General features: G+C 69.2%; 21 protein-coding genes and 1 riboswitch. Of the genes, 15 read left to right on the top strand and 6 right to left on the bottom strand.

Annotated features, from left to right (window positions below):
• Window position 1 precedes the first annotated feature (1 nt).
• Window positions 2-2,893 carry an FAD-binding and (Fe-S)-binding domain-containing protein gene (locus ABD260_RS10715; RefSeq protein ID WP_344233253.1) on the bottom strand — a complete coding sequence of 964 codons (2,892 nt, stop codon included), beginning with the start codon at window positions 2,891-2,893 and terminating at the stop codon, window positions 2-4.
• A gap of 130 nt (window positions 2,894-3,023) precedes the next feature.
• Here ABD260_RS10715 and ABD260_RS10710 point away from each other — a divergent pair, with 130 nt between their 5' ends.
• Window positions 3,024-4,013 carry an SDR family oxidoreductase gene (locus ABD260_RS10710; protein ID WP_344233252.1) on the top strand — a complete coding sequence of 330 codons (990 nt, stop codon included), beginning with the start codon at window positions 3,024-3,026 and terminating at the stop codon, window positions 4,011-4,013.
• Window positions 4,014-4,029: 16 nt separating this feature from the next.
• Here the strand turns inward: ABD260_RS10710 and ABD260_RS10705 are convergent, their stop codons facing one another.
• Window positions 4,030-5,487 carry an alpha-amylase family glycosyl hydrolase gene (locus tag ABD260_RS10705; RefSeq protein WP_344233251.1) on the bottom strand — a complete coding sequence of 486 codons (1,458 nt, stop codon included), beginning with the start codon at window positions 5,485-5,487 and terminating at the stop codon, window positions 4,030-4,032.
• 92 nt (window positions 5,488-5,579) lie between these two features.
• On the opposite strand from ABD260_RS10705, the gene ABD260_RS10700 reads away from it, so the two are divergent.
• The 3 genes from ABD260_RS10700 (at window position 5,580) to ABD260_RS10690 (ending at window position 9,375) form a co-directional block, all read left to right on the top strand.
• Entirely contained in the window at window positions 5,580-6,557 is a 978-nt protein-coding gene (locus ABD260_RS10700; protein WP_344233250.1) for a TIGR03557 family F420-dependent LLM class oxidoreductase, read from the top strand.
• Entirely contained in the window at window positions 6,550-7,008 is a 459-nt protein-coding gene (locus ABD260_RS10695; RefSeq protein WP_344233249.1) for an SRPBCC family protein, read from the top strand. The genes ABD260_RS10700 and ABD260_RS10695 overlap by 8 nt, the downstream gene beginning before the upstream one ends.
• A 312-nt stretch (window positions 7,009-7,320) precedes the next feature.
• Complete coding sequence (locus ABD260_RS10690) at window positions 7,321-9,375, top strand: DEAD/DEAH box helicase (RefSeq protein ID WP_344233248.1); 2,055 nt, start codon at window positions 7,321-7,323, stop codon at window positions 9,373-9,375.
• Window positions 9,376-9,378: 3 nt separating this feature from the next.
• Here ABD260_RS10690 and ABD260_RS10685 read toward each other — a convergent pair whose 3' ends face one another.
• Complete coding sequence (locus tag ABD260_RS10685; protein WP_344233247.1) at window positions 9,379-10,041, bottom strand: transglycosylase SLT domain-containing protein; 663 nt, start codon at window positions 10,039-10,041, stop codon at window positions 9,379-9,381.
• A gap of 176 nt (window positions 10,042-10,217) precedes the next feature.
• On the opposite strand from ABD260_RS10685, the gene ABD260_RS10680 reads away from it, so the two are divergent.
• Window positions 10,218-10,955: a GAF and ANTAR domain-containing protein gene (locus ABD260_RS10680; protein WP_425553328.1), complete on the top strand. Its 738-nt coding sequence runs from the start codon at window positions 10,218-10,220 to the stop codon at window positions 10,953-10,955.
• Here ABD260_RS10680 and ABD260_RS10675 read toward each other — a convergent pair.
• A complete protein-coding gene (locus ABD260_RS10675; RefSeq protein ID WP_344233245.1) occupies window positions 10,952-11,899 on the bottom strand; it encodes an AraC family transcriptional regulator in 948 nt (315 codons plus the stop codon). The two genes, ABD260_RS10680 and ABD260_RS10675, sit on opposite strands and share 4 nt — an antisense overlap.
• A 232-nt stretch (window positions 11,900-12,131) precedes the next feature.
• On the opposite strand from ABD260_RS10675, the gene ABD260_RS10670 reads away from it, so the two are divergent.
• Complete coding sequence (locus ABD260_RS10670) at window positions 12,132-12,707, top strand: dihydrofolate reductase family protein (RefSeq protein WP_344233244.1); 576 nt, start codon at window positions 12,132-12,134, stop codon at window positions 12,705-12,707.
• A 35-nt stretch (window positions 12,708-12,742) separates the two neighbouring features.
• Entirely contained in the window at window positions 12,743-13,315 is a 573-nt protein-coding gene (locus tag ABD260_RS10665) for a GNAT family N-acetyltransferase (protein ID WP_344233243.1), read from the top strand.
• Between the two features lie 47 nt (window positions 13,316-13,362).
• Here the strand turns inward: ABD260_RS10665 and ABD260_RS10660 are convergent, their stop codons facing one another.
• Window positions 13,363-13,734 (bottom strand): hypothetical protein, encoded by a 372-nt coding sequence (locus ABD260_RS10660; protein ID WP_344233242.1) that lies wholly within the window; start codon window positions 13,732-13,734, stop codon window positions 13,363-13,365.
• A gap of 36 nt (window positions 13,735-13,770) precedes the next feature.
• The gene (locus ABD260_RS10655) at window positions 13,771-15,480 is read right to left on the bottom strand and encodes a cation:proton antiporter (protein ID WP_344233241.1); all 1,710 of its coding nucleotides are present in this window, start codon (window positions 15,478-15,480) and stop codon (window positions 13,771-13,773) included.
• A gap of 110 nt (window positions 15,481-15,590) precedes the next feature.
• On the opposite strand from ABD260_RS10655, the gene ABD260_RS10650 reads away from it, so the two are divergent.
• From ABD260_RS10650 to ppk2, 8 genes are all read left to right on the top strand, one after another.
• The gene (locus ABD260_RS10650; RefSeq protein WP_344233240.1) at window positions 15,591-16,028 is read left to right on the top strand and encodes a VOC family protein; all 438 of its coding nucleotides are present in this window, start codon (window positions 15,591-15,593) and stop codon (window positions 16,026-16,028) included.
• A 37-nt stretch (window positions 16,029-16,065) separates the two neighbouring features.
• Window positions 16,066-16,287, top strand: a riboswitch (cobalamin riboswitch).
• Window positions 16,288-16,431: 144 nt separating this feature from the next.
• Window positions 16,432-18,684 (top strand): 5-methyltetrahydropteroyltriglutamate--homocysteine S-methyltransferase, encoded by a 2,253-nt coding sequence (metE, locus tag ABD260_RS10645; protein ID WP_344233239.1) that lies wholly within the window; start codon window positions 16,432-16,434, stop codon window positions 18,682-18,684.
• Between the two features lie 29 nt (window positions 18,685-18,713).
• On the top strand, window positions 18,714-19,445 hold the full coding sequence (locus ABD260_RS10640; protein ID WP_344233238.1) for a helix-turn-helix transcriptional regulator: 732 nt from the start codon (window positions 18,714-18,716) through the stop codon (window positions 19,443-19,445).
• 65 nt (window positions 19,446-19,510) lie between these two features.
• Window positions 19,511-19,879, top strand: coding sequence for a VOC family protein (locus ABD260_RS10635; RefSeq protein ID WP_344233237.1), 369 nt, complete (start codon window positions 19,511-19,513; stop codon window positions 19,877-19,879).
• A 111-nt stretch (window positions 19,880-19,990) separates the two neighbouring features.
• Complete coding sequence (gene pta, locus ABD260_RS10630; RefSeq protein WP_344233236.1) at window positions 19,991-22,075, top strand: phosphate acetyltransferase; 2,085 nt, start codon at window positions 19,991-19,993, stop codon at window positions 22,073-22,075.
• Window positions 22,072-23,259: an acetate/propionate family kinase gene (locus ABD260_RS10625; RefSeq protein WP_344233235.1), complete on the top strand. Its 1,188-nt coding sequence runs from the start codon at window positions 22,072-22,074 to the stop codon at window positions 23,257-23,259. Before pta ends, ABD260_RS10625 begins: the two co-directional genes overlap by 4 nt.
• A 99-nt stretch (window positions 23,260-23,358) precedes the next feature.
• Window positions 23,359-24,234 (top strand): universal stress protein, encoded by an 876-nt coding sequence (locus ABD260_RS10620; protein ID WP_344233234.1) that lies wholly within the window; start codon window positions 23,359-23,361, stop codon window positions 24,232-24,234.
• Between the two features lie 6 nt (window positions 24,235-24,240).
• Entirely contained in the window at window positions 24,241-25,047 is an 807-nt protein-coding gene (gene ppk2 / locus ABD260_RS10615; protein ID WP_344233233.1) for a polyphosphate kinase 2, read from the top strand.
• Window positions 25,048-25,145 lie beyond the last annotated feature (98 nt).

Genomic DNA, 25,145 nt, shown 5'->3' with positions numbered 1-25,145 from the left:
GTCACTCCTCCTGTAGGCCGGTGGCCAAGAGTTCGGCGAGATGTACGGCCCGCCGATCGGTCGCTTGCTCGATCTGGGTACGGCAGCTGAAACCGTCCGCGACAATCACGCTCGACGCATCGGCGGCACGGACCCGCGGCAGGAGTACGCGCTCACCGGCCGCAATGGACACGTCGTAGTGGCCGCGTTCGAAGCCGAAGTTGCCGGCCAGACCGCAACACCCGGAGTCCAGCTGTTCGCGGCCGATCCCGGCCCGCTTCATCAGGTCGGCCTCGGCGTCCGAGGTCAGTACGGCGTGCTCGTGACAGTGCGTTTGCACCAACGCGTGCACATCGAGCTGTGGCGGCTCCCAGTCCCGCAACAACTCGGCGAACGTGACGAACTGGCGGGACAGCCGCCGGATGTCCTCGTCGTCAGGCAGCAGCTCAGCAGCGTCGGAGCGGAACACCGCGCCACACGACGGCTCCAGCCCGACGATCGGTACGCCCGCCCGGATCTCGTCCCGGAGTACGCCGATGGTCCGCCGCAGCACGCGCTTCGCGATGCCTAGTTGCCCGGTCGAGATCCAGGTCAGCCCGCAGCACACCGGCCGCTCCGGCAGCGCGACCTCGTACCCGGCCGATTCCAGCACCGCGACGGCCGACCGCCCGATCGCCGGATGGAAGTAGTTGGTGAACGTGTCCGGCCACAGCACCACGCGCTTACCGGATTTGGGCGTGCGATCCTTCCACCAATCGGTCATCGTCTGCTCGGCGAACCGCGGTATCTGCCGCTCGGGCGCGATTCCACCAGCACGTTTCAGTACCCGAGCCGCGAGTGGCGCCTGCGTCACCGCGTTCACCAGCTTGGGCGCTCGGCTCGCCAGCAGCGCCGCCACCGGCAGCCAGCCCATCGAGTAGTGCGCCATCGGCCGCAATCGGTGCCGGTAGTGATGCGACATGAACTCGGCCTTGTACGTGGCGACGTCCACGCCGACCGGGCAGTCCACCTTGCAGCCCTTGCAGGCCAAGCACAGGTCGAGCGCGTCCCGTACCTCCTTCGATCGCCAGCCGTCCGGGATCACCTCGCCGCGCACCATCTCGAACAGCAGCCGCGACCGCCCGCGCGGCGAGTGCTCCTCCTCGCGCGTGACCAGGTACGAAGGGCACATCACCTCGCCGCTCGCCGAGGACGACTGCCGGCACTTCCCGATCCCGACGCAGCGCATCGCCGCCTTGCTGAACTTCCCGTCGTCCTTCGGGTACGCGAACTCGGTCGGGAACGGCCGATGCGCGAACTCGGTACCGAGCCGCAAATGCGAGTCGAGCGGATTCGGGTCGACGATCTTGCCCGGATTCATCCGGTTCCCGGGATCGAAGAGCGCCTTCAGTTCACCGAACGCGCCGACCAGCTCCGGGCCGAACATCGTGGTCAGCAATTCGCCCCGGGACTGACCGTCCCCGTGCTCGCCGGACAGCGAGCCACCGTACTTCGTCGTTACCAGTTGGGCGGCCTCCTGGACGAATTCGCGATAATGCGAGATCCCGTCGGCCGTACGCAGCTCGAACGGAATCCTGGTGTGTACGCAGCCTTGCCCGAAATGCCCGTACAGCGACGTCTCGGATTCGTCGTACCCGAAGCGGTTGAGCAAGTCGCGGAGGTCGTGCAGGTAGTCACCCAGATCGTTCGGGTGCACCGCGGAGTCCTCCCAGCCCTCCCAGTTCTCGTGCTGGGCGGCCGGGTGCGCGGTCGCGCCGAGACCGGCCTCGCGCAACTCGATCAACTGTTGCTCGCGGCCCGGATCGTCCAGATAGCTGACGGTCGCGTCGCTGCCGTGCAGGTCGTCCATCAGCTGGTGCGCGGCCTGATCCGCTTCGTCGAACGTGTCGCCCGCGAACTGCACAGTCAGCCAGGCGCGCCCGCTGGGCAGCCGTTCGATGGCGGTGTCGACGGTGTGCTCCGAATGTTCGAGGTTGATCAGCACCTCGTCGAGGCCTTCGAGCTGCCACGGCTTGTGCGGCAGGATTCGCTTGACCGCGCGACCCGCTTCCTCCAGGTTCGGAAAGCCCAGGACGACCATTGTCTGGTACGCAGGGACGCGCACCAGCTCCAGCTCGGCCTGCAGGACCGTGATCAGCGTGCCTTCGCTGCCGACCAGCGCCTTCGCCACGTTGAACCCGTTCTCGGGGAGCAGCGAGTCCAGGTTGTAACCCGAGACGCGGCGCGGGATCTTCGGGTAGCCGGTGCGGATCGCGGCCAGATGCCGGTCCCGCAGCTCACGCATCCCGCGGTACAGCTCCGCGCGCCGGTCGTTGCCAGCGGCAATCTCGTCCAGCTCGCTGTCGGTCGTTGGCCCGACCCACATCCGGGTGCCGTCGTAGGTCAGGACGTTCAGCCGGCGGACGTTGTCGACCGTCTTCCCGTACGCCTGCGCGCTGGCGCCGCACGAGTTGTTGCCGACCATCCCGCCGATCGTGCAGCTCTGGTGCGTCGACGGTTTCGGGCCGAACATCAGCTTGTCCTTCGCGAGCGCGCGGTTCAGGTCGTCCAGCGCGATCCCGGGCTCGACCACGCAGGTCCGGGCGGACGCATCGACGGAAATCACCTGGTTGCAGTACTTGGTCCAATCGATCACGACCGCCGCGTTGGTGCTCTGACCGGCCAGACTCGTGCCGCCGCCGCGGGACAGCACCGGCACGTCGGCCTGGCGGCACACCCGGATCGCGGCGACCGCGGCGCTCACGGACCGCGGTACGACGACCCCGAGCGGTATCTGCCGATAGTTCGACGAGTCGCAGGAGTACGCCGCGAGCGACCCCGCATCGAAGCGCACTTCGCCGTCGACGGCCGCGCGCAACGTGTCCGCGAACCCCGCGGGCGTCCGCGGGCCCTCGATCTCCACTTGTACCGCCACTCCTGACCTCCAAGCGTCGCCCGGACCGGTCGGTACCCGGCGCATCCCGAGGCAAACCGGGACAAACAGGGTTTCAACCGGGCCGCTGCGGTCACCGGAATCGCGGAACTGCGGGGCCGAGGAGGAGCAGATGCAACAGGTCGTAGTGGTGACCGGGGCAAGCGGTGGCATCGGGCGGGCGAGCGCGGTCGCGTTCGGCCGGCGCGGGGCGAAGGTCGCGCTGCTGGCGCGCGGCGAGACCGGGCTCGCGGCTGCGGTCCGGGACGTCGAGGACGCCGGTGGTACGGCGTTGCCGATCGAGGTCGATGTGGCCGACCACCACCAGGTCGAGGCGGCCGCCGACCGGGTCGAGTCCGAACTCGGGCCGATCGACGTCTGGGTGAATGTCGCGTTCAGTTCGGTCTTCGCGCCGTTCACCGAGATCGAGCCGGACGAGTTCGCCCGGGTGACCGAGGTGACGTACCTGGGATATGTGTACGGCACCCGTGCGGCGCTGGACCGGATGAAGCCGCGGAACCACGGCGCGATCGTCCAGGTCGGGTCGGCGTTGGCGTACCGGGGCATCCCGCTGCAGTCCGCGTACTGCGGCGCGAAGCATGCGATCCAGGGTTTCCACGACTCGCTGCGGTGCGAGCTGCTGCACGACCGGTCGCGGGTGCGGGTGACGATGGTGCAGATGCCCGCGGTCAACACGCCGCAGTTCTCCTGGGTGTTGTCCCGGCTGCCGAAGCACCCGCAGCCCGTACCGCCGATCTTCGAGCCCGAGGTCGCGGCCGACGCGGTCGTGTACGCCGCTGATCACCCGCGGCGCCGCGAGTACTTGGTCGGCGCGCCGACTACCGCGACGGTCGTCGCGAACAAGTTCGTACCAGGGCTGCTCGATCACTATCTCGCCCGGACCGGGTACAAGTCGCAGCAGACCGACGACCCGGTCGAGCACACCGCGAACCTGTGGGCTCCCGCCGACGAGGACCGTGACTACGGCGCCCACGGCATCTTCGACGATCGGTCGACCAGCCGCAGCTACCAGGTCTGGGCCTCCCGCCACCGCGGCCTGATCGGAGCCGCGACCGCGGGCGCCGCCGCGCTGACCATGTACCTCGCCCGCGGCCGCCGGTAGCTCCTCGGGGGCCTGGCTACTTGATGCGCAGCCAGCGGTAGCCGTACGCGCCGAGCCGGACTTCGTCGCCGGCCGGTTCATAGGTGCGATCCGCGACCAGGTCGGCCTTGACGTCGGTGTCGAGCTGGATGGTGACTTCTTCCTCGGACAGGTTCGCCAGCATCAGGATCGCGTGGTCCGCGCGCTGATGCCGCAGCCCGACGACGGCCGGCGCCGAGAGCTCGACCGGGTCGCAGTCGTCCGGCGGGAGCGGACCGAGGTCTTCACGCCGGTGGACCAGCTGCGCGACCCGGCTCAGCAACGACCCCGGCTCCAGCTCCTGCTTCTCGGCCGCCGCCCAGTCCATCGGATTCCGCACCGCGTTTCGCTCTGGCAGCGAAAGATCGTCGTCCATGCCGATGTCCTCGCCGTACCGCACGATCGGCACGCCCGGCAGCGACATCATCAGCGCATGCGCCATCGCGATCCGGCGCTCGTCACCGTTCAGCATCGGCGCCAGCCGGCGGCGGATGCCCCGCCCGAAGACCCGCATCTCCTCGTCCGGCGCGAACGCGTCCATCACCTCGTCGCGTTCGTCGTCGGCCAGCAGCGAGAGATTCAGCTCGTCGTGGTTGCGCAGCCAGTTCAGGTACGTACAGCCCGCGGGCGGTTTCGGCTGCGCTCGGAGCGCGCGCAGCAAAGGTTCAGCCGTACGCCGCGCGAGCGCGAGGAAGAGCAGGTTGTTGGTCCAGAAATCGAGGATCCCGGTCAGCCGGTCGCCAGTACCGAAGTAGTCCGGGTACGACGGCGGGCCGTCGTCCACCTCGCCGACCAAGAGCGCGCCATTGGCGGCTTCGGACAGCTCGGACAGGAACCAGAAGCCGCGATCCCGATCATCGGTGACCGCGGCCTGGCGGATCATGTGCGGTACGGCGTCGACGCGGAACCCGTCCACGCCGTGATCCAGCCAGAACCGGATCGTCGCCGCGATGTCCTCGCGGACCTTCGGATGGCCGACGTCCAGGTCGGGCTGGTGCCAGTAGAAGGCGTGCCGGTAGTACCTCCGGGCGTGCTCGTCGTACGCCCAGATCGAATCCTCCTCGCCCTCGAACACCGGCTCCCCCACGACATCGTCCTCGTGCGGCTCGGCCGCCCAGATGTAGTGGTCGCGGTACGGCGACGCCGGATCGTCCCGCGCGGAGCGGAACCACGGGTGGTCGATCGAAGTGTGCTGGACGATCAGCCCGACAATGACCCGGAGACCGAGTTCGTGGCAGCGCGCAACCAGGTCGTCGAAGTCCGCCAGCGTCCCGAAGCGCTGCGACACGCCGCGGTGGTCCACCACGTCGTACCCGGAGTCGCGGTACGGCGAGACGTAGAACGGCTGCAGCCAGACGGTGTCGGCGCCGACCGCACGAATGTGGTCGAGCCGCCGCCGTACGCCGGCCAGCCCTTCGTCGGAGAACGTCGCCGCGTCCAGTTGGTAGATCGTCACCCCGGTTCGGTACCCGGTGGCAGAGACCGCATTCGGGCCGATTGCGGTCCGCGACAGCGGGCACCCGACAGGTGAGCAACCAGGAGGTGCACGTGAAGATCGGATATTTCCTCTCCAGCGAGGAGTACTCCCCGGCCGAGCTGATCGAACAGGCCCGGCTGGCGGAGGAAGCCGGGTTCGACGGGTTGTGGATCAGTGACCACTTCCATCCCTGGAACGACGAGCAGGGCGAGAGCGCGTTCGTCTGGTCGACGATCGGCGCGATCTCCCAGGTCTGTGAGCTGCCGGTGACGACAGCCGTGACCTGTCCGACGGTCCGGATTCATCCGGCGGTGATCGCGCAGGCCGCGGCCACCAGCGCGGTACTGCTGAACGGGCGGTTCCGGCTCGGCGTCGGTACCGGCGAGGCGCTGAACGAGCATGTCCTCGGCTCCGGCTGGCCGACGCTGGACGTCCGCCTGGAGATGCTCGAGGAGGCCGTCGAGATCATGCGCCGGCTGTGGACCGAGGACGGCTTCGTCAACCACCACGGCAAGCACTACACGGTCGACACGGCCCGGATCTACACCCGGCCGCAGGAGCCGCTGCCGATCTACATGTCCGGCTTCGGCCCGGAAGCGACCGACGTCGCCGCTCGGATCGCCGACGGCTACCTGACCACGTCGCCGGATCCGGAGTTGCTGCGCCGGTTCCGCGAGCACGGCGGCGGCGAGAAGCCGGCCCAGGCCGGATTCAAGGTCAGCTACGCCCCGACCGCGGAGGAGGGCGTCGAACAGGCGCACCGGATCTGGCCCAACGCCGGCCTGCCCGGTGAGCTGGCCCAGGTGCTGCCCTCGCCGCGGCATTTCGAGCAGGCCAGTCAGCTGGTCACCAAGGAGTCCACCGCCCAGTCCGTCGCTGCCGGTCCGAAGGCGGACGCCCACGTCGAGGCCTTCAAGCCGTACGCCGACGCCGGGTTCGACGAGGTGTACGTCGCCAACATCGGCCCGTACAGCGTCGACATGATGAACCTGTACCGCACGGAGGTCCTGCCGGAGCTCCGGCTTGGGAAGGAGCGCTCTCATGGGTGAACACGAAGCGTGGACCACGATCGACGTCGCGCCGAATCTCGTCTTCGACCGGCTGTCGGACCTGGACCGGCTGCCCGAGTACCTGCCGTGGATGCGCGCGGTCCGGCGGACCTCGGCCCGGCCCGCGGAAGCGCAGGGGCCGGAAGCACGGCGGCCGCGGCAGGCCGTACACGAGGAGGTGGCAGTCACCACCGCGGACGCCCGCTCGCAGGAAGGGTGGATCGACGTCGTGGACGAGGCCCGGGTACTGCGCTGGGGCGCAGCCGGACCGCATGACTACGCCGGTGAGCTCGCGGTGGACTTCGTCGCGGACGGGACGTCGCGGCTGACCGTACGGGTCCGGACTAATCACGACGACGCCGTGGACGCCGAGCTGGCGGAGGTGCTGACCGGGCTGAAGACCACGCTCGAGCGCGAGAACGAGGCGCCGAAGGACGACCCGGAGGCGTGAACTTCGCATCGATTGGGGTCCGGTAGCAGTCGCGTGGACCGAGTAAGGGTAGGATTGAATCTCGATCGCGCTCACAGGAGCGGTGAATTCTGAGCCGTGTTCCTGGAGGACCCTCTGGACGGCTCCGCGTGACGTCTCGTCTGCGGGCCGGTCCTCGTGCGGTCTGGCGTTCCGCCGCGGCTCCGTCGTGGCACGACACAGGAGGAAACGTTGGCCCGACGAGGTCAGCGCCAGCCCGGCGCTACCCGTTCCGCAGCAGCACCCCGTCGACGGCGTCGTACCCGCGACGGAGAGTCGGACGGTCTGATCCAGGTGCTCGCCCAGGCGGTGCGCGAGGTCGAGGGCGCGGTCACCCGGGCCGCGACCAAGCCGTCGACCCGGACCAAGTTCCAGGTCGTCGCCCTGCTGGTCCGCGAGGAGCGGGCCCGCGTGAACGGTGACACGGCCGCGACCGAGGCGTACCGGACCGAGCAGCTCCGGCGGCTCGACGGGATCGCCACGATCCTGGCCAAGACCGCCGCGCTGGACCCGTCGCTGCTCGGCCTGCTGGCCGAGGATGCGGTGATCTCCGAGGCGGCCGCCGCGCTGCGCCGGCAGATGCTGGCCGACGCCGGGATGGAGCTGCCCGAGGAGCCTGAACCGGTCCAGCCCGAGATCGCCCCGGAAACCACGTCCCGGCGGGTCGTACCGCAGGCGGTGGTCTCGCGGCAGCTGGCCAACCCGTTCCTGACCCCGGACTTCTCCGCCGTCCCACCCCGCCCAGCGCACTCCGGCCGGCTGGCCGGCTGGGAGCTGATCGGGCCGCTGCTGCGCTCGTTCGAGCACGCCGCGGCGTCGGCCACCATGAACCTGCCGGACCCGCTGTCGATGCGGCTGGCCGGCGGCATCGATGCGCTCCGGCTCCGCGGCCTGGAGCTGATGCCGCACCAGGCCCGGCTGATCGCCGCCGCGGCCGAGGGACACCGGACCTTCCTGCTCGCCGACGAGCCCGGCCTCGGCAAAACCGCCCAGGCGCTGCTCGCGGCCCAGGCGGCCGACGCCTATCCCCTGCTGGCCGTCGTCCCGAACGTCGTGAAGACGAACTGGGCCCGCGAGGCCGGCCTGTGGACCCCGCGCCGGACGCCGACCGTGATCCACGGTGACGGCGACTCGATCGACGGCTTCGCCGACATCGTGGTGGTCAACTACGAGGTGCTCGACCGGCACGTCGGCTGGCTCGGCGACCTCGGCTTCCGCGGCATGGTCGTGGACGAGGCGCACTTCATCAAGAACAAGAAGTCGCAGCGCTCCCGGAACGTGCTCGACCTGTCCAACCGGATTCGCTCCCGGGCCGGGCGCCCGCTGCTGATGGCCCTCACCGGTACGCCGCTGATCAACTCGATCGAGGACTTCACCGCGATCTGGGAGTTCCTCGGCTGGGTCGACGAGAAGGCGCCGCGGCCGGAGCTGATGGCGAAGCTGGACGACACCGACCTGACCCCGGCCGACCCGGGGTTCGCCGCCGCCGCGCGGGCCGCGGTGATCGACATGGGCATCGTCCGCCGGCGCAAGGTGGACGTGGCCGCCGACATCCCGGCCCGCCGGATCGCCGATCTGCCGGTCGAGCTGGACGGCGCCGTCGGCCGCTCGATCCGGGCCGCCGAGCGGGAGCTCGCGGACCGGCTGGTCGAGCGCTACCGGACCGCGCTGGAGACCCGCCGCTCCGGAGTGGTCGTGGACGGGATCGACCACGACCTGGTCCGCCAGGTGGCCGGCTGGGAACGCACCGAGATGGCGGCCAAGAAGACCGGCGAGAACGTCTTCAGCCTGTTCCGCCGGATCGGTCAGGCGAAGGCCGGGCTGGCCGCCGACTACGCCGCCCAGCTGGCGCAGAACGTCGGCAAGGTGGTGTTCTTCGCCCGGCACATCGAGGTGATGGACGCCGCCGAGGAGCTGTTCGCCGAGCGCGGCATCCGGTACTCCTCGATCCGGGGTGACCAGACCGCGCGGACCCGGCAGAAGAACATCGATGCCTTCGTCAACGACCCGGAGGTGGCGATCGCGGTCTGTTCGCTGCTCACCGCCGGCGTCGGCCTGAACCTGCAGGTCTCCTCGAACGTCGTCCTGGCCGAGCTGTCCTGGACGAACGCCGAGCAGACCCAGGCGATCGACCGGGTGCACCGGATCGGCCAGGACGAGCCGGTGACGGCCTGGCGGATCATCGCCGCGCAGACCATCGACACCCGGGTCGCCGACCTGATCGACGCCAAGGCCGGGCTGGCCGCGAAGGCGCTGGACGGGTCGGACGAAGAGGTCGGCCAGTCCGCGGACTTCCAGCTCGAGGCGCTCGCCGCCCTGCTCACCAGGGCGCTGGAGGCTTCGGCCTGACGGTCAGTTCTTGAGGGCCTCGGCCGCCGTCGGCCAGTACTTGTGCAGGCGGTCGAGGTACGACTGCGCCTGCGCACCGGCCTTCCGGCCGCGGGCGAAGATCCGCATGTTGCCGCCGCCGGCGTTGTAGCCGAGGGCAAGCAGTTCGTCCTTGGTGTACAGGTCGGCGCGCTTGCTGGGCAGCCGTTTCGCCAGGTCGTGCAGGTGCCAGGCGGCGGCCTCGATCGCCAGCGCCGGGTTGTCCGGCAGCTCCGACCACTGCCGCTTGGCGAAGGTGCGGCCGCGTTTCGTCTCGTTGAACGCGGCCTCGTGCATGTTCGCGATCCCGAACGCCGGGTTCGAGTCCACCTCCGCCCACTGCCGCTCGAACTTCGGATCATGCGGCTTGTACGACTCGTTGTACAGGATCGCCATCAGCAACTGCGGATTGATCCCGGCCGCCTTCGCGTACTTGCGCACCTCGGCCGCGAAGTGCGCCGGGTCGTAGTCGTCGTACCAGGGCTTGCTCGCGGTCGCTGTCGCTGTCGCTGTCGGTGCCGGCTTGGTCGCGGTCGGCTGTGGTTTCGGCGCCGAACCGGTCTTGGGGTTCTGGTCCGAACAGGCCGCCCACACTCCCACCAGCAGCGCCCCGGCCACTACCCACGACCACCGCTTCGCCACCTGCACCCCTCCAACTTATCCGTACGGCGCACCCGGCTTGTCCAGGGAACGCAATTTCTCCACGAAGCGCGCCGAAACTGGACGCAAACCGGCCGACGCACCGCATGATTTACCCAACGGAAGACGAGGTCCCGCCGGAGGGGCACTCGCGCCGGTACGTCAGGAGGCGCGGGATGACTGTCATCGACCCCAGTGAGGAACGTACTGTCAGGAGTTTCAACGACGACGTCAACACAACCATCAACAGCGCGTCGGACTTCGCCCGGCTCGCCGTCGAACTGCACGACGCGCCCGGCGTCGAGGAGACCGTCGACGCCGTCGTGGAGTTCGCGTTGCAGGCGCTGAACTGTACGTACGCCGGGGTCGCCTTCTCGGCGCGCGGCTCTCGGCCGGAGGTCGTCGCCGTCACCGACCCGGTCGTCGCGGAGGTGTACGAACTGCAGCTCAGCAGCCAGGACGGTCCGCTGGTGACCGCGATGCGGGAGCGTAAGCCGGTGCTGATCCGCGACACCGCCGCGGACGACCGGTGGCCGCAGTGGGCCGGCAAGGTGGCCGCGCTCGGCGTACGCAGTGTGCTGGACGTACCGCTCGCGACCGGCGCCGACCCACGCCAGACCGTCGGCGTACTCGGCCTGTACAGCCCGGAGGCGGACGCCTTCGACGCTGATGGACAGGCGATCGCGCACATCCTGGCCCGGCATGCCTCCGTCGCGCTGGCGTCCGCGCGGCACGAGGCGGCGATGGCGCAGGCGATCGACGCCCGGAAACTGGTCGGCCAGGCGATGGGGATCCTGATGGAGCGCTACGACATGGATGCCGACCGGGCGTTCGCGGTGCTGAAGCGGTACTCGCAGGACACCAACACCAAGCTGCGCGACGTCGCCCAGCGGCTGATCGACACCCGCCGGCTGCCGACCTAGCGGGCGAGCGTCGTGCTGGGCAGCTCGCCGTAGAGCTCCTGGTACGCCGCCGCCATCCGGCCGTGGTGGTGGAAGCCCCAGCGCGCCGCCACGTCGGCGACGGTGCTCTCCGACGGATCGGCCGCCTGCAGCTCCGCGCGCACCTCGGCCAGCCGGAGCTGCCGGAGGTGGTTCAGCGGCGTGGTGCCGAGGTGCCGCTGGAACGCCGTCTGGACCGCACGGACCGTGACGCCGGCCGCGGTGGCGATCTCGGCGACCCCGATCGCCTGGTCCAGGTTCGACTCCATGAACGCGAGCGCCCGGCGGACCGTCGTCGGCCGCGCGTCCCGGCCGGCCAGGTCGTCGCGATCCGTCATCGCGGTGTTCGGGAAGGCGGCGAGCACGCTCGAAGCGAGTAGCTGGGTGACGGAGGCGAGCAGCAACGGTGATGCCTGGACGGCCGGGTTGGCCAGCACCTCATCACCCAGGTACGCGATCGTGCGGGACAGATGGCGCGCCGCGGCCGGTGAGTGCGGGCGGTGGTGCAGTAGCCGTACCGGCGTGTTGCCCTTCCGGCCGGCGCCGACGACCCGGGTCAGCAGCGCCGGGTCGAACATCGTGATGGTGTAGGTGGACCGGCACACCTTGCCCTTGTACGGGCGGTCCGACGGCGCGAAGTACGCCAGGTCCCCGGTCCCGAAGTCGTCCTGCCAACCGTCGGTGGCGTGGTCCTCGATGGTCCCGGAGGTCACTTCGCACAGGCAGATCTTGCCGAGCGGGTCGGCGTCGTAGCTCATCTCGAAACCGATCTCGATCCGGTCGATACTGATCGACTCCGCCGCTGCGCGCGAGACCCGGGTCCGGACCTCCTTCGGCACCCCACCGATCTGCATCTTCGTGTACGCCCGGTTGAGGAACTCCTCGGTCCTCCCCAGGTCCCTGCTCTCGAACAGCAACTGCTCCATCCCCCCATCCTGCCTCGCCACCCGCCCCTGAACGAGGCAGCCACCCCCGGGCCGAGCCGAACCGGGAGCCGTAAACCGTCAGCTGACGCACTTTCCGTAGGTCCCCGCAACAGTCAGTCGCAGCGCACACCGCGATGAGTGACCTGGATCACACAATTAGGGTGTCGAGTGGTTCGGTTGCCGCTCGACGCATGGGCAAGCAGGCAAGATCACGGACTCCAAGGAGCAGCAGATGCGTACCCTCATCACCACCGCGTTCATCTCCCTCGACGGTGTCGTCGAGGCGCCCGGCGGCGAGCCGGGCTACCGGAACTCCGGCTGGACCTTCAAGGGCATCCCGTTCGACGAAGCGAGCTTCGAGCTGAAGGGCCGTGAACAGGTCGAGGCGTCCGCGATGATGATGGGCCGGGTCAGCTACCAGGCGTTCTCGCCGGTCTGGCCGGGCATGACGAAGGACTTCGCCGGCTACAACGCGATGCCGAAGTACGTCGTCTCCACCACCCTGCAGGACAGCGACCTGGTGTCGAACTGGGCCGAGACGACCATCCTTCGCTCCCTCGACGACGTCGCCGCGCTCAAGCAGACCGACGGGGGCCCGATCATCGTTCACGGCAGCGCGACGCTGAACCGGAATCTCTCCGACGCGGGCCTGATCGACCGGTACCACCTGCTGGTCTTCCCGGTCCTCCTCGGTGCCGGCAAGCGCCTGTTCAGCGGCACCGACAAGGACCAGCTCAACCTGAAACTCACCGAATCCGAGTCCTACCCCAACGGCATTCAAAAACTCGTCTACGACGTCCAGCACTGACCAAACCTGTCCTAGCTCCGTACTACCGTGCGGACATGGCGATCGAGGTGCGGGCGGCTGAGGTGTTCGAGGATGTGCGGGCGGTGGTCGGGCCCAAGTCGCCGACAGCCAATGTGTGTTTTTGCCTCAGCTATCGGGTGTCATCGGCGGTGAACAACTCGTTGCGGGGGCCGGCGCGGGGTGAGTACATGGCGGGGCTGGTGCGGGAGAAGCCGGCTCCGGGGGTGCTCGCGTACGACGAGGAGACACCGGTGGGGTGGGCGGCGGTGGCGCCGCGAGCGGTGACGGCGTTCGCGCGGAACCGGAAGATTCCGCACCTGGACGAGCTGCCGGCGTGGTCGCTGTGGTGCATCCGGGTTCGGCCGGGGCATCGGAAGCAAGGGATCTCGCATGCGCTGATCGCGGGAGCCGTCGAGTTCGCGCGGGAGAACGGGGCGCCGGTGCTGGAGGCGTACCCATTGGACAACGGGGACAGCAAGGTCGATCTGACGATGGCGTACGCGGGACTGCGGAAGAACTTCGAGCGGGCCGGCTTCCACAAGGCGGCCGACACGACCTCAGTCCTCGCCGGTCACCCGCGAATCCTCATGCGCCTCGACCTGCGCTGATCCGGCAGGAGCCACCACGTCCCGCCTGACCAGCCGAGCGACGTCCGCTAGTCCGGCGGGCGGGTCAGCCAGCGGGCGGCGGCGTTGTACGTGTCGGCCGGCCCGTCATTGAAGGCGATCGCGGCATCCGGTGCATGCTGCCGGACCAGGTTCACCACCGACTCGAACAGGTCCAGCGAACCCCGGATCCCGCCGCCGATCACCACGCACTCCCACGACCGCGACGCCAGCGCGTCACGGATCACGGCCTCGACGTCGTCGCTCCCGTCCAGCCCGACCAGGCACGTTTGTACACAAACGTCATGCATCACGAACTGGTCCATCCCGGCCTGAATCCCGGTGGCCACCGGCTCCGGGTCCCACGGCCCCGGCACCCGGTACGGATCGAGGCCGATCACCAGTACACGCGGTGTCTCCATGCTCGGACCATACGCCCGCCCGGTCCCAACCCCGCGCTATCCGAAGCCCCGCTCGACCGTGTCCAGGAACGATTCGACCTGGCGGTACGTGGCTGAGCTGTACCCGCCGATGCTCCGTTCGGCTTGGAGTGCTTCGCGCATCGCGTCCAGGTACCGGCGTTGCAGGACCGCCATTTGCTCGCGGGTGTCCGGCTTGGTGTCGCGCAATTGCCGGCCGCCGGACATCAACCGCGGCACGATCCGCTCCTTGAGGGCACTCACCGCCGCCGGATCGAGCGGTTCGCCGTCGACCGTTTGTTCGTCCAACGGACCGAGCGCGTCGATCGCGGCCTCGCCGATCTGCCGCATCAACGCCTGGACGGAGTCACGCTTGTCCTCGGCGCTCTCCGAGCTGAACCGCATCCGCGCGATCACCGCCGGCAGCGTCAACCCGAACAGCACCAGCGTGATCAGCGCGACGATGAATGCGGCCAGTACGACAGTGGCGCGATGCGGCGTACCGGCCGGAATGGTCTGCACGGCGGCGACCGTGACAACGCCGCGCATGCCGGCCCAGGCGAGGACGAGCAGTCCACGGCCGGTGATCGGCTCGCGTTCCTCGAAGTCGATGTCGGCGTGGCTGCGGGCGAGCCGTTTGCGCGCCCACGCGAGCCGGTTCTCCTCGCGCTCCCCCGACGGTTCCATCGCGTCGAGGCGTTCGCCCATCTCGCTCAGCCTGGCCCGGAGCTGATCGTTGCGATCGTCCGACCCGAACCGGCTCTGCAGTGCGGGCCAGGCGAGTCCGAGGAAGCGCAGCACGATCAACAGCACGACCACCAGCAGTACGAGCAGGGTGATCTCGCCGAAGCTCGTCTCGACGCGAGCGTCATCCACCAGCTCCGGAAGCTGGTACCCCATCGCGAGGAAGACACCGCTTTCCAGGATGAAGCTGATGGTCGTCCAGGTCGTGGCCTGGGTCTGCCGGTCCCGCGCGCTGAACCGCCGGCTTCCGAGCGCACCGGTGAGCAGCCCGGCGATCACCACCGCGAGTACGCCCGACGCGTGCACGCCCTCGGCCGGGAAGTACGCGAGGAACGGTACGGCGAACGAAATCGTCGTGTTCAGGACCGGATCATCGAGCCGCTGCCGCAGCAGTGCCGTCAGCAGGCCGACCGCGCCGCCGATCAGGATCGCGCCGACGACCGCCCAGGCGAAGTCGAGCACGGTGTGCCCGAGGCTGAAGTGCGTGGTGACCGCGAGCGCCGCCAGCGCGGTCCGCAGCACCACCAGCGCCGACGCGTCGTTGACGAGGCTCTCCCCTTCGAGCACGGTCATCAACCGTGGTGGCAGCCCGACCCGGTGCCCGATCGCGGTCGCCGCGACCGCGTCCGTCGGGCTCACCACCGCTCCGAGCGCGACCGCCAGCGCGAACGAGATGCTCGGGAAGGCAGCGTGCACGAGCGCGCCGATCACCAGCGCGGACACGATCACCATCACGACCGACAACCACGAGATCAACCCGAAGTTCCGGCGTACGTCCAGCACCGGCAACTGCACCGCGGCCGAGTAGAGCAGCGGCGGCAGCACGCCCGCGAGGATGATCTCCGGCTCGATGTGGATGGCCGGCGTGCTCGGCAGGTAACTCGCCCCGATGCCCAGCGCGACCAGCAGCAACGGCGCCGCCACGCCCGTCCGGCGCGCGAACACCGAGGCCGCGATCATGATCGCGAGCCCGCAGCCGGCGATCAGGACAATCTGATGATCCACGTCTCCGCACCTTAGGCCACCGATCCACAAAATCCGCGGACCTGGATGTAGAGAACGCCGAGGCAGCCTCGTCCTCCGGTCAGAAGCAACCCCGACCCGAGGAGCCAGTCATGACGATCAAGCGGATGGACCACGTAGGCGTAGTCGTGGACGACCTGGAAGCCGCGACCGCGTTCTTCCTCGAACTCGGCATGACGGAGGTCGGCCGCGCACCGATCGCCGGCCCGTGGGTCGACGGCGTCTCCGGCATGACCGACGTCCACGCGGAGATCGTCTTCCTTCGCACCCCCGACGGCCACGGTCAGCTCGAGCTGACCACCTACACCCACCCCGTCGCCACCACCGCCGAGCCGTCCGCGCCCCCGAACACGATCGGCCTCCGCAACCTGATGTTCGCCGTCGAGGACCTCGACGACACCGTCGCCCGCCTGAAACCCCACGGCGCCGAACTCATCGGCCGCATCGAGCAATACGAAACCGCCCACCGCCTCTGCTACCTGCGCGGTCCCGCCGGCATCATCATCGCCCTGGCCGAAGATCTCGACTGACCTGTGGACAACCGCTCGCGCGACGTCGCGGAGCGCTATCCTCTGAGGTGCCGACGGTTCGCCAGGGTCATGCGGTTCGTGGCCCGGCGAGGCAAGAGGGAACCTGGTGTGAATCCAGGACTGCCCCGCAGCGGTGAACGGGAACGACCGCCGTCAACAGCACTGGACGCGAGTCCGGGAAGCGACGGCCAGTAGGTCCACCGGTTGTCCGACCGGTCCGCCCGTGAGTCCGAAGACCTGCCGCCGGTCCGCGTACCACCCGGTGCGCGGCGGATCGGATGTCCCGTGGGAGGACCCGCCCGGCCCCGCGGCAGCACCGGTCGTCCCGGACAGCGGTCGTGGCCGGCACGTCGTACCCGCGAGACCCGCCGATCCCTCGGCACACGCTCGCGAGGAGAGAGACGTGAACACCCTCACCACGGTCCTGGGATACCCGCGCATCGGCCCCAGGCGCGAACTGAAGCACGCCCTGGAAACGTACTGGCGCACCGGCGACCAGGATGCGCTCGAGACGACCGCCCGCCGGCTCCGGACGCAGACCTGGCAGCAACTGCAAGGTCTCGATTCGATCCCCGGCAACACCTTCTCGTACTACGACCAGATGCTGGACCACGTCCAGCTGTTCGATCTCACCCCGGACCGCTTCCGCGACCTCGGCCTGTCGCCGCTCGACACGTACTTCGCGATGGCCCGCGGCCGGGACGACGTCGCGCCGCTGGAGCTGACCAAGTGGTTCGACACGAACTACCACTACCTGGTGCCGGAGCTCGACGAGACCACGACGTTCGGGCTGGAACCGGGCAAGGTGCTCGGTGAGCTCGCGGAGGCGCGGGCACTCGGCGTCGAGCTGCGGCCCGTACTGATCGGTCCGCTCACCTTCTTGTTGTTGTCGAAAGCAACCAGGCCGGGCGTGAACGTGCTGACCTTGCTCGATCCACTGGTGGACCGGTACCTCGAGCTGCTCGCCGTACTCGACCAGGCCGGCGCCGACTGGGTCCAGCTCGACGAACCAGCGCTCGCCCAGGACCGTACGCCGGCCGAACTGGATGCGCTGCTCCGCGCCTATGACCGGCTCGCGACCGCCGTCGACCGCCCGGATCTCCTGGTCGCCACGTACTTCGGCGACCCCGGCAACGCCCTGCCCGTGCTCGCCGCAACTTCGGTCGAGGCACTTGCCGTCGACCTGGTGTCCGCGCCGAGTCTGGTGCGGCGGATCGCCGAGCTCCCGTCGCTGCGCCGCAAGACGGTGTACGCCGGGCTGGTCGACGGCCGCAACGTGTGGCGGACCCGGCTCGGCGACGCGGTCTCGACCTGTGCCGACCTGCGCACCGCGGTCGGCCGGCTCGGCATCTCCACCTCCTGCTCGCTCCTGCACGTCCCGTACGACCTGGATGTCGAGGACGAGCTTGACCCCGCCGTCCGGGACCGGCTGGCGTTTGCGCGGCAGAAGGTGGACGAGGTCGTCCTGCTCGGCCGGGCGATCAACGAGGACTACGGCGTGCTCGTCGATCTGGAGCGGGTCAAGCGCCGGCTCCCGAGCGAGTCCGATCTCATCCGGGATCAGGCGGTCCGTGCGCGGGCGGCCGGCGTACGCGCCGAGGACCGGCAGCGGGCGCCGTACGAGGAGCGTCGCGCGGCGCAACAGGCGCTCGGGCTGCCAGCACTGCCGACGACGACGATCGGATCGTTTCCGCAGACCGCCGACGTTCGCAGGATCCGTACCGATCTCCGGGCCGGGCGGATCACCCAGGCCGAGCACGACGACCGGCTGCGTACGGAGATCCGGCGCGCGATCGAGCTCCAGGAGGAACTGGAGCTGGACGTCCTGGTCCACGGTGAGCCCGAGCGCAACGACATGGTTCAGTACTTCGCCGAGCGGCTGGACGGCTTTGCGACGACACGGCTCGGCTGGGTGCAGTCATACGGCAGCCGCTGCGTCCGGCCGCCGATCCTGCACGGCGACGTGTCCCGGCCGGCCCCGATGACCGTCGGCTGGACGTCGTACGCCCAGTCGCTGACCGATCGCCCGGTCAAGGGCATGCTGACCGGGCCGGTGACGATCCTCGCCTGGTCGTTCGTCCGCGACGATCAGCCGCCGGCAACGACCGCCGACCAGGTCGCGCTGGCGCTCCGGGACGAGGTGACCGAGCTGGTCACGGCCGGGACCCGGATCGTCCAGGTCGACGAGCCGGCACTGCGCGAACTGCTCCCGCTCCGCGAGGCGGACCGCAAGGCGTACCTGGACTGGTCGGTCGGAGCGTTCCGGCTCGCGACCGGCGGTGCCCCGGCGGCGGTGCAGGTCCATACCCACCTCTGCTACTCCGAGTTCGGGGCAGTCATCACCGGAATCGACGGCCTGGACGCGGACGTGACCACGATCGAGGCGGCCCGGTCCCGGATGGAGGTGCTCGACGATCTCGACACGATCGGCTTCGGCCGGGGTGTCGGACCAGGCGTGTACGACATCCACTCGCCGCGCGTGCCGACTGCCGACGAGGTCCGCTCGCTGATCCGCGCGGCGCTCGCGGTCGTCCCGGCAGAGCGGCTGTGGGTCAATCCGGACTGCGGCCTCAAGACCCGCGACTGGCCCGAGGTCCAGGAGTCGCTGCGCAACCTGGTGGCCGCCACCCGGGAGGTACGCGCAACCCTGGCCTGATTGTCGGCGCTGCCGTTTAGCCTGCGGGTATGAATCGGATGGATCGGTTGTACGCGCTCGTGGAGGAGCTTCGGGCGGCGGGGCCGCGGGGGCGGACGGCGCGGCAGCTGGCTGAGCGGTTCGAGGTCAGCGCGCGGACGATCGAGCGGGATCTGAGCGCGCTCGGCCAGGCCGGGGTGCCGTTGGCAACCAAACAGGGGCGTACCGGCGGGTACTCGGTGGATCGGGCGATGACCTTGCCGCCGCTCAACTTCACTCCGCGCGAGGCGATGGCGGTCGCGGTCGCGCTGAGCCGGACCGAGCACGTGCTGTTCGCGAAGGACGCCCGGAGCGCCTTGCGGAAGATCGTGGCCGCGATGCCGGCGAAGGATCTGGAGGAGGCGCGGGCGGCCGCGGGCAAGGTGCGGCTGCTCGTACGGCCCGCGCCGCCCGATCCGGACGGTGAGATCGCCGAGCAGATCTGGCGGGCGATCAGCGACAACGCGGTGCTCCGGATCACCTACACCGACACGAACGGCGCCGGGACCGAGCGGGACGTCGAGCCGCAGCATGTGGTGGTCGCGCAGAACGGTTCGTACCTGACCGCCTGGTGCCACCTCCGCCAGGAGGACCGGATCTTCCGGATGGACCGGATCGTCCGCGCGGAGCGTACGCCGGTGCCGCGCCGCCGGGAGACCGAGGAGCTGAAGGTGGTGTGCCGGGATCCCGATCTGCCGTACGAGGCACTGCGGCCGGAAGAACTTTTTCCAACACCGACATAGGGCTGTCGCGTCCGGCCGGAATCGTGGCACTCGTTCGACGATCGATTCGATGAAAGCGAGTTCTCATGGCTCTTCCCGGACCCGGCACGCTGGCCTGGTTCGAGGTCGCGACCGACGACCCCGACACCGCCCAGAAGTTCTACGGCAGCCTGTTCGACTGGACCTTCGTGCCCGAGGCGGGCGGTTTCGACTACCGCAACATCACCGCGGCCGGCGCGGACCGTCCGACCGGCGGCATCCTCGGCACCGGCGGCAAGCAGCCGAACCACGCGGTGTTCTACATCGTGGTCGCCGACATCGAGGCGACCTGCGCGGAAGCGGTCCGGCTCGGCGGCTCGGTGATCAGCAAGGAGCTGGACGGCGTACCGGCACTCGCGCACCTCCGCGACCCGGCCGGCAACCACTTCGGCATCTTCACCCAGCCCGGTACCTGACCCGGCAGCTCGCCGGCCGCATGGAAACGCGGCCGGCGAGTTTCCACCCGCGTCAGGTGACCGGTCACGGTCATTCCCCAACTTGCCCGGACGTCCGTATCGTCAGCCGGCATGGAACGCAGCGTCTACATCGCGTCGGTGGAAGGCACCACCGGGAAGTCGGCCGTCGCACTCGGCGTCCTGCACCAGCTCGGCAAGCATTTCGGCCGGGTGGCGGTGTTCCGGCCGATCGTGCAGGTCAGCGCCGCACGGCACGGCGGTCGCGACCAGTTGCTCGAGTTGCTGCTCACGCAGGACCCGGTCGATCAGGAGTACGCGGACTGCATCGGCGCCAGCTACGCCCAGGTCCACGCCGACCCAGAGGCCGCGCTGGAGCTGATCGTGCAGCGGTATCGCGCGGTCGCCGCACGGGCCGAGGCGGTCCTGGTCGTCGGCAGCGACTACTCCGATGTCTGCGCGCCGACCGAGTTCTCGTACAACGCCAAAATCGCGGCCAACCTCGGGGCCCCGATGGTGCTGGTGGTGAACGGGTTCGAGCGAAGGCCACACGAGTTGCGCGCGCTCGCCGACGTCTCCGTCGCCGAGCTGATCGCCAACCATGCCTCGCTGCTCGGGCTGGCCGCGATCCGGGTCGGCCTCGACCAGAGTGAGCGGGTGATCGCGGCCCTGGACGGCCTCGGGGTTCCGGTCCTCGCGCTGCCGGAGGAAGCGGTGCTCAGCCAGCCGGTGGTTCGCGACCTGCTGGCTCCGATCGGCGGCCGGCTACTCAGCGGCGACCCGGAGCTGCTGACCGAGGAGGTCACCGGCCTGCTGGTCGCGGCGATGACGATGCCACGCGTACTCGATCATGTCTTCGACGGCGCCGCGGTCGTGATCGCGGGCGACCGGCCGGAGGTTATCCTCGGTGTACTGATGGCCAACGCGTCCGGGACCTGCCCGCCGATTTCCGCCGTCGTGGTGAACGGCGGCGTCGAGCTGCCCCCGCAGGTCCGCGAGCTGATCGACTGCTTCGGCTTCGCCCTGCCGATCATCGAAACCAGCCTCGACACCCAGACCACCTCGGCCCAGCTGACCGCGGTCCGTGGGCGGCTGACGAAGGATGCGCCGCGCAAGATCGACACCGCACTCGCGTTGTTCGAGAAGTACGTCGACGGGCAGGCGCTGGTCGATCAGCTCGCGCTCGCGCGGAGCAGTGCGGTGACGCCGTTGATGTTCGAACATCGCCTGGTCGACCGGGCAGTGTCGGACCGGCGGCACATCGTCCTGCCGGAGGGCGATGAGGAACGGATTCTGCGTGCGGCCGACGTACTCCTCCGGCGTGGTGTCGCGGACCTGACGTTGCTGGGCGATCCGGCCGCGATCAGCCAGAAGGCGGCGTCGCTCGGCGTGGACGTGTCGGCGGCGAACGTCGTACACCCGGAGCACAGTGAGTTGAGTGAGCGGTTCGCGGCCGAGTACCACCGGCTGCGGCAGCACCGGGGCGTCGATCTCGACCGGGCGCGTGAGCTGGTCCGGGACGTCTCGTACTTCGGCACGATGATGGTCCAGCTCGGGCTCGCCGACGGCATGGTGTCGGGCGCCGTCCACACCACCGCACACACGATCCGGCCGGCGCTGGAGGTGGTGAAAACCGTCCCGGACGTATCGGTCGTGTCCTCGGTCTTCTTCATGTGCCTGCAGAATCAGGTTCTCGTGTACGGCGACTGCGCCGTGAACCCGGATCCGTCCGCCGAGCAACTCGCGGACATCGCGATCTCGTCCGCGGCCACGGCGGTCGCGTTCGGCGTCGAACCGCGGGTCGCGATGCTCTCGTACTCGACCGGTACGTCCGGCACCGGGACCGATGTGGAAAAGGTGTCCAAGGCAACCACCATCGTCCGGGAGCGCGCGCCGCGGCTGCCGGTGGAGGGACCGATCCAGTACGACGCCGCGATCGATGCCGCTGTCGCGCGGACGAAGCTGCCGGACTCCCCCGTCGCGGGCAAGGCAACGGTGTTCATCTTCCCGGACCTGAACACCGGCAACAACACGTACAAAGCGGTCCAGCGCTCGGCGAACGCGGTCGCCGTCGGACCGGTACTGCAGGGGTTGCGCAAACCTGTCAACGACCTGTCCCGCGGCGCGACCGTCCGGGACATCGTCAACACGGTCGCGATCACCGCGATCCAGGCCCAGCAGGACGGAAGGCTCGAATGACCGAACATGTGCTGGTGATCAATGCGGGCTCGTCGTCGCTGAAGTACAGCCTGGTCGACTCGGCTTCCGGCGAAGCGGCGGCGACCGGGCTGGTGGAGCGGATCGGCGAGCAGAGCAGTCACCACGTACACCATGGTCCGAAGGGTGATTTCGAGGACGACCAACCGGTCGCCAGTCACGAGGAGGCGCTCGAGGCGGCGGTGCGGGCGTTCGACACGCACGGACCTGCGCTGGGTGACGTCGACATCGTGGCGGTCGGGCATCGGGTCGTCCACGGCGGATCGCAGTTCGCGGCGCCGGCCCTGGTCGACGACGCGCTGATCAAGGCGGTGACCGAGCTCGTTCCGCTCGCTCCGCTGCACAATCCGGCGAACCTCGAAGGGATCAAGGTCGCGCGCCGGCTGCTCCCGGATCTTCCGCACGTGGCCGTGTTCGACACCGCGTTTCATCAGACGTTGCCGCCGTACGCCTACCGGTACGCGGTCCCGTTCGACTGGTTGAAGGAGTACGGCATCCGCCGGTACGGGTTCCACGGGACATCGCATGCGTTCGTGTCGGAGCGCGCGGCGCAACTGCTCGGCCGGCGGCTCGATCAGCTCAACGTGATCGTGCTGCACCTCGGCAACGGCTGTTCGGCGGCGGCGATCCGCCGGGGCAATTCGGTCGACACGTCGATGGGGCTGACGCCGCTGGAAGGCCTGGTGATGGGGACCCGATCGGGTGACCTCGACCCGGCGATCCACGGTCACCTCGCCCGGGTCGCCGACCAGTCCGCGGAGGAGACGGACCGCGTACTCAACTCGGAATCCGGGCTCAAGGGGCTGACCGGCGAGAACGACTTCCGCGAGCTGACCCGCCGGCGCGCCGCGGGTGACGACCGGGCCCGGCTCGCGTTCGACCTGTACTGCTACCGGATCAAGAAGTACATCGGCGCGTACTACGCGGTGCTCGGCACAGTCGACGCGATCGTCTTCACCGCCGGCGTCGGCCAGCACTCGGCCGAAGCCCGGGCCGCTGCCCTTTCCGACCTGGACGGCCTCGGCATCCAGCTGGACCCGGTCCGGAACACCGCCACCACCGAGGGCGTGATCTCCGCCGACGACAGCCGCGTCAAGGTGCTCGTGGTGCCGACCAACGAGGAGTGGCAGATCGCCCGCGAGGCCCTGGACGTCATCCACGGCTAGTTGAGGGGTAGCTGACCGGCCTGGGCGGGGTGACTGTTCATTCGCGGCGATCGGAGAGACGCTGGAGATCCGGTTACCCAGAGCACAGGAGGTCACCTCATGTCGTCACAACCCGCTCCCATCGTGATCGGGTACGACGGATCGCCGGGCAGCCGCGCGGCGCTGGACTGGGCAGCGGCGGTCGCGGAGCGTACGGAGGCACCGCTGCGGATCCTTGGCGCCTTCGAAATCATGATCGACACCCAACCCACTCCCGGGTACGTCGTACCGCTCGAGGCCGCCCGCGCCGCCGCCGAGGAAGCACTCATCACGGCCGCGACCGAGCTCCGGGCGGAGCGGCCTGCGTTGCGGGTTGAGAGCGCGCTGGTCGACGGCGGCGCCCCGCAGACCCTGATCGAGGCGTCCCGGGACGCGCGGTCCGTGGTTCTCGGCTCGCGCGGGCTCGGCGGCTGGACCGGTCTCGTCCTCGGCTCGGTGGCGCTCCAGGTGACCGCCCACGCGGAATGCCCAGTCGTGGTGATCCCGCACGGCGTGACCCCGACGGTGCACGACGAGCTGACGGTTGTCGTCGGCGTGGACGGTTCGAAGCCGGCCGAGAAGGCAATCGACTTCGCCTTCGAGCAGGCCGCTGCGGTGCACGCCAAGGTGGTTGCCCTGCACGCGTGGACGAACCCGTTCCTCACGTACGCGAGTGGTGCGGCGATGCTGCAGTTCGATCAGGAGGAAGTCCTGGAGGATTCGCGGCTGCTCGTCTCGGAATCGGTGGCCGGCGCGGCGGCGGAGTATCCGGACGTGGAGTGGACGATCGAGCTTGCCGGTGGCTCCGCGGCCCTCGCGTTGACGGAGCGGTCCGCGACCGCTGATCTGCTGGTCGTCGGCTCCCGCGGACGCGGCGGATTCACCGGCCTGCTGCTCGGCTCGGTCAGCCAAAGCGCCCTGCACCGTACGCGGTGCCCGATCGCCGTCGTCCGCTGATCCGCGATGGGTCAGCCGAAGCGGGTACCGAAGAAGAAGTACGAGAAGGAACTGCTCCGCCTGCAGGCCGAGCTGGTCAAGCTGCAGGAGTGGGTACGGACCGAGCAAGCGCGAGTGGTGGTGATCTTCGAGGGGCGTGATGCGGCCGGGAAGGGCAGCACGATCAAGCGCGTCGCCGAGTACCTGAATCCCCGCATCGCCCGGATCGCGGCGTTGCCGGCACCGACCGAACGGCAGAAGACACAGTGGTACTTCCAGCGGTACGTCGAACATCTGCCGGCCGCCGGCGAGATCGTGCTGTTCGACCGCAGCTGGTACAACCGCGCCGGCGTCGAGCGGGTGATGGGCTTCTGCACGTTCGAGGAGTACGAGCGATTCCTGCAGCAGTGCCCGATCTTCGAGCGGCTGCTGGTCGAGGACGGCGTACTGCTGCGCAAGTACTGGTTCTCGGTCAGCGACAGCGAGCAGGAGAACCGTTTCCGCAGCCGCCTCGAGGACCCGATGCGGCGCTGGAAGCTGTCGCCGATGGACCTGGAGTCGATCACCCGCTGGGAGGACTACTCGCGCGCCAAGGACGAAATGTTCGTCCACACCGACATCCCGGAGGCGCCCTGGTACGTGGTGGAGAGCGAGGACAAACGCTCCGCCCGGCTGAACATGATCGCCCACCTGCTGTCCACGATCGCGTACCACGAAGTCAAGCCACCGGCCCTGGAGCTTCCGGCCCGGCCGCCGTCACAGGGGTACCAGCGTCCGCCCCGGGAACTGCACGCCCAGGTCCCCGACCACGCCGCCGCCTTCCGCCCTAACTGACCCTCAGCACAATCCGCCCCAAACCGGTTTGGGGCGAGCCGACCCCCGGCGGGTTCAGGGGGTGATTGCAACACCTGTCGGTTGAAGGGGTGTTGTGA

This window comes from Kribbella hippodromi (genome assembly GCF_039531045.1).
GTDB lineage: Bacteria > Actinomycetota > Actinomycetes > Propionibacteriales > Kribbellaceae > Kribbella > Kribbella hippodromi.
This window is presented reverse-complemented; position numbering and strand designations above follow the sequence as displayed.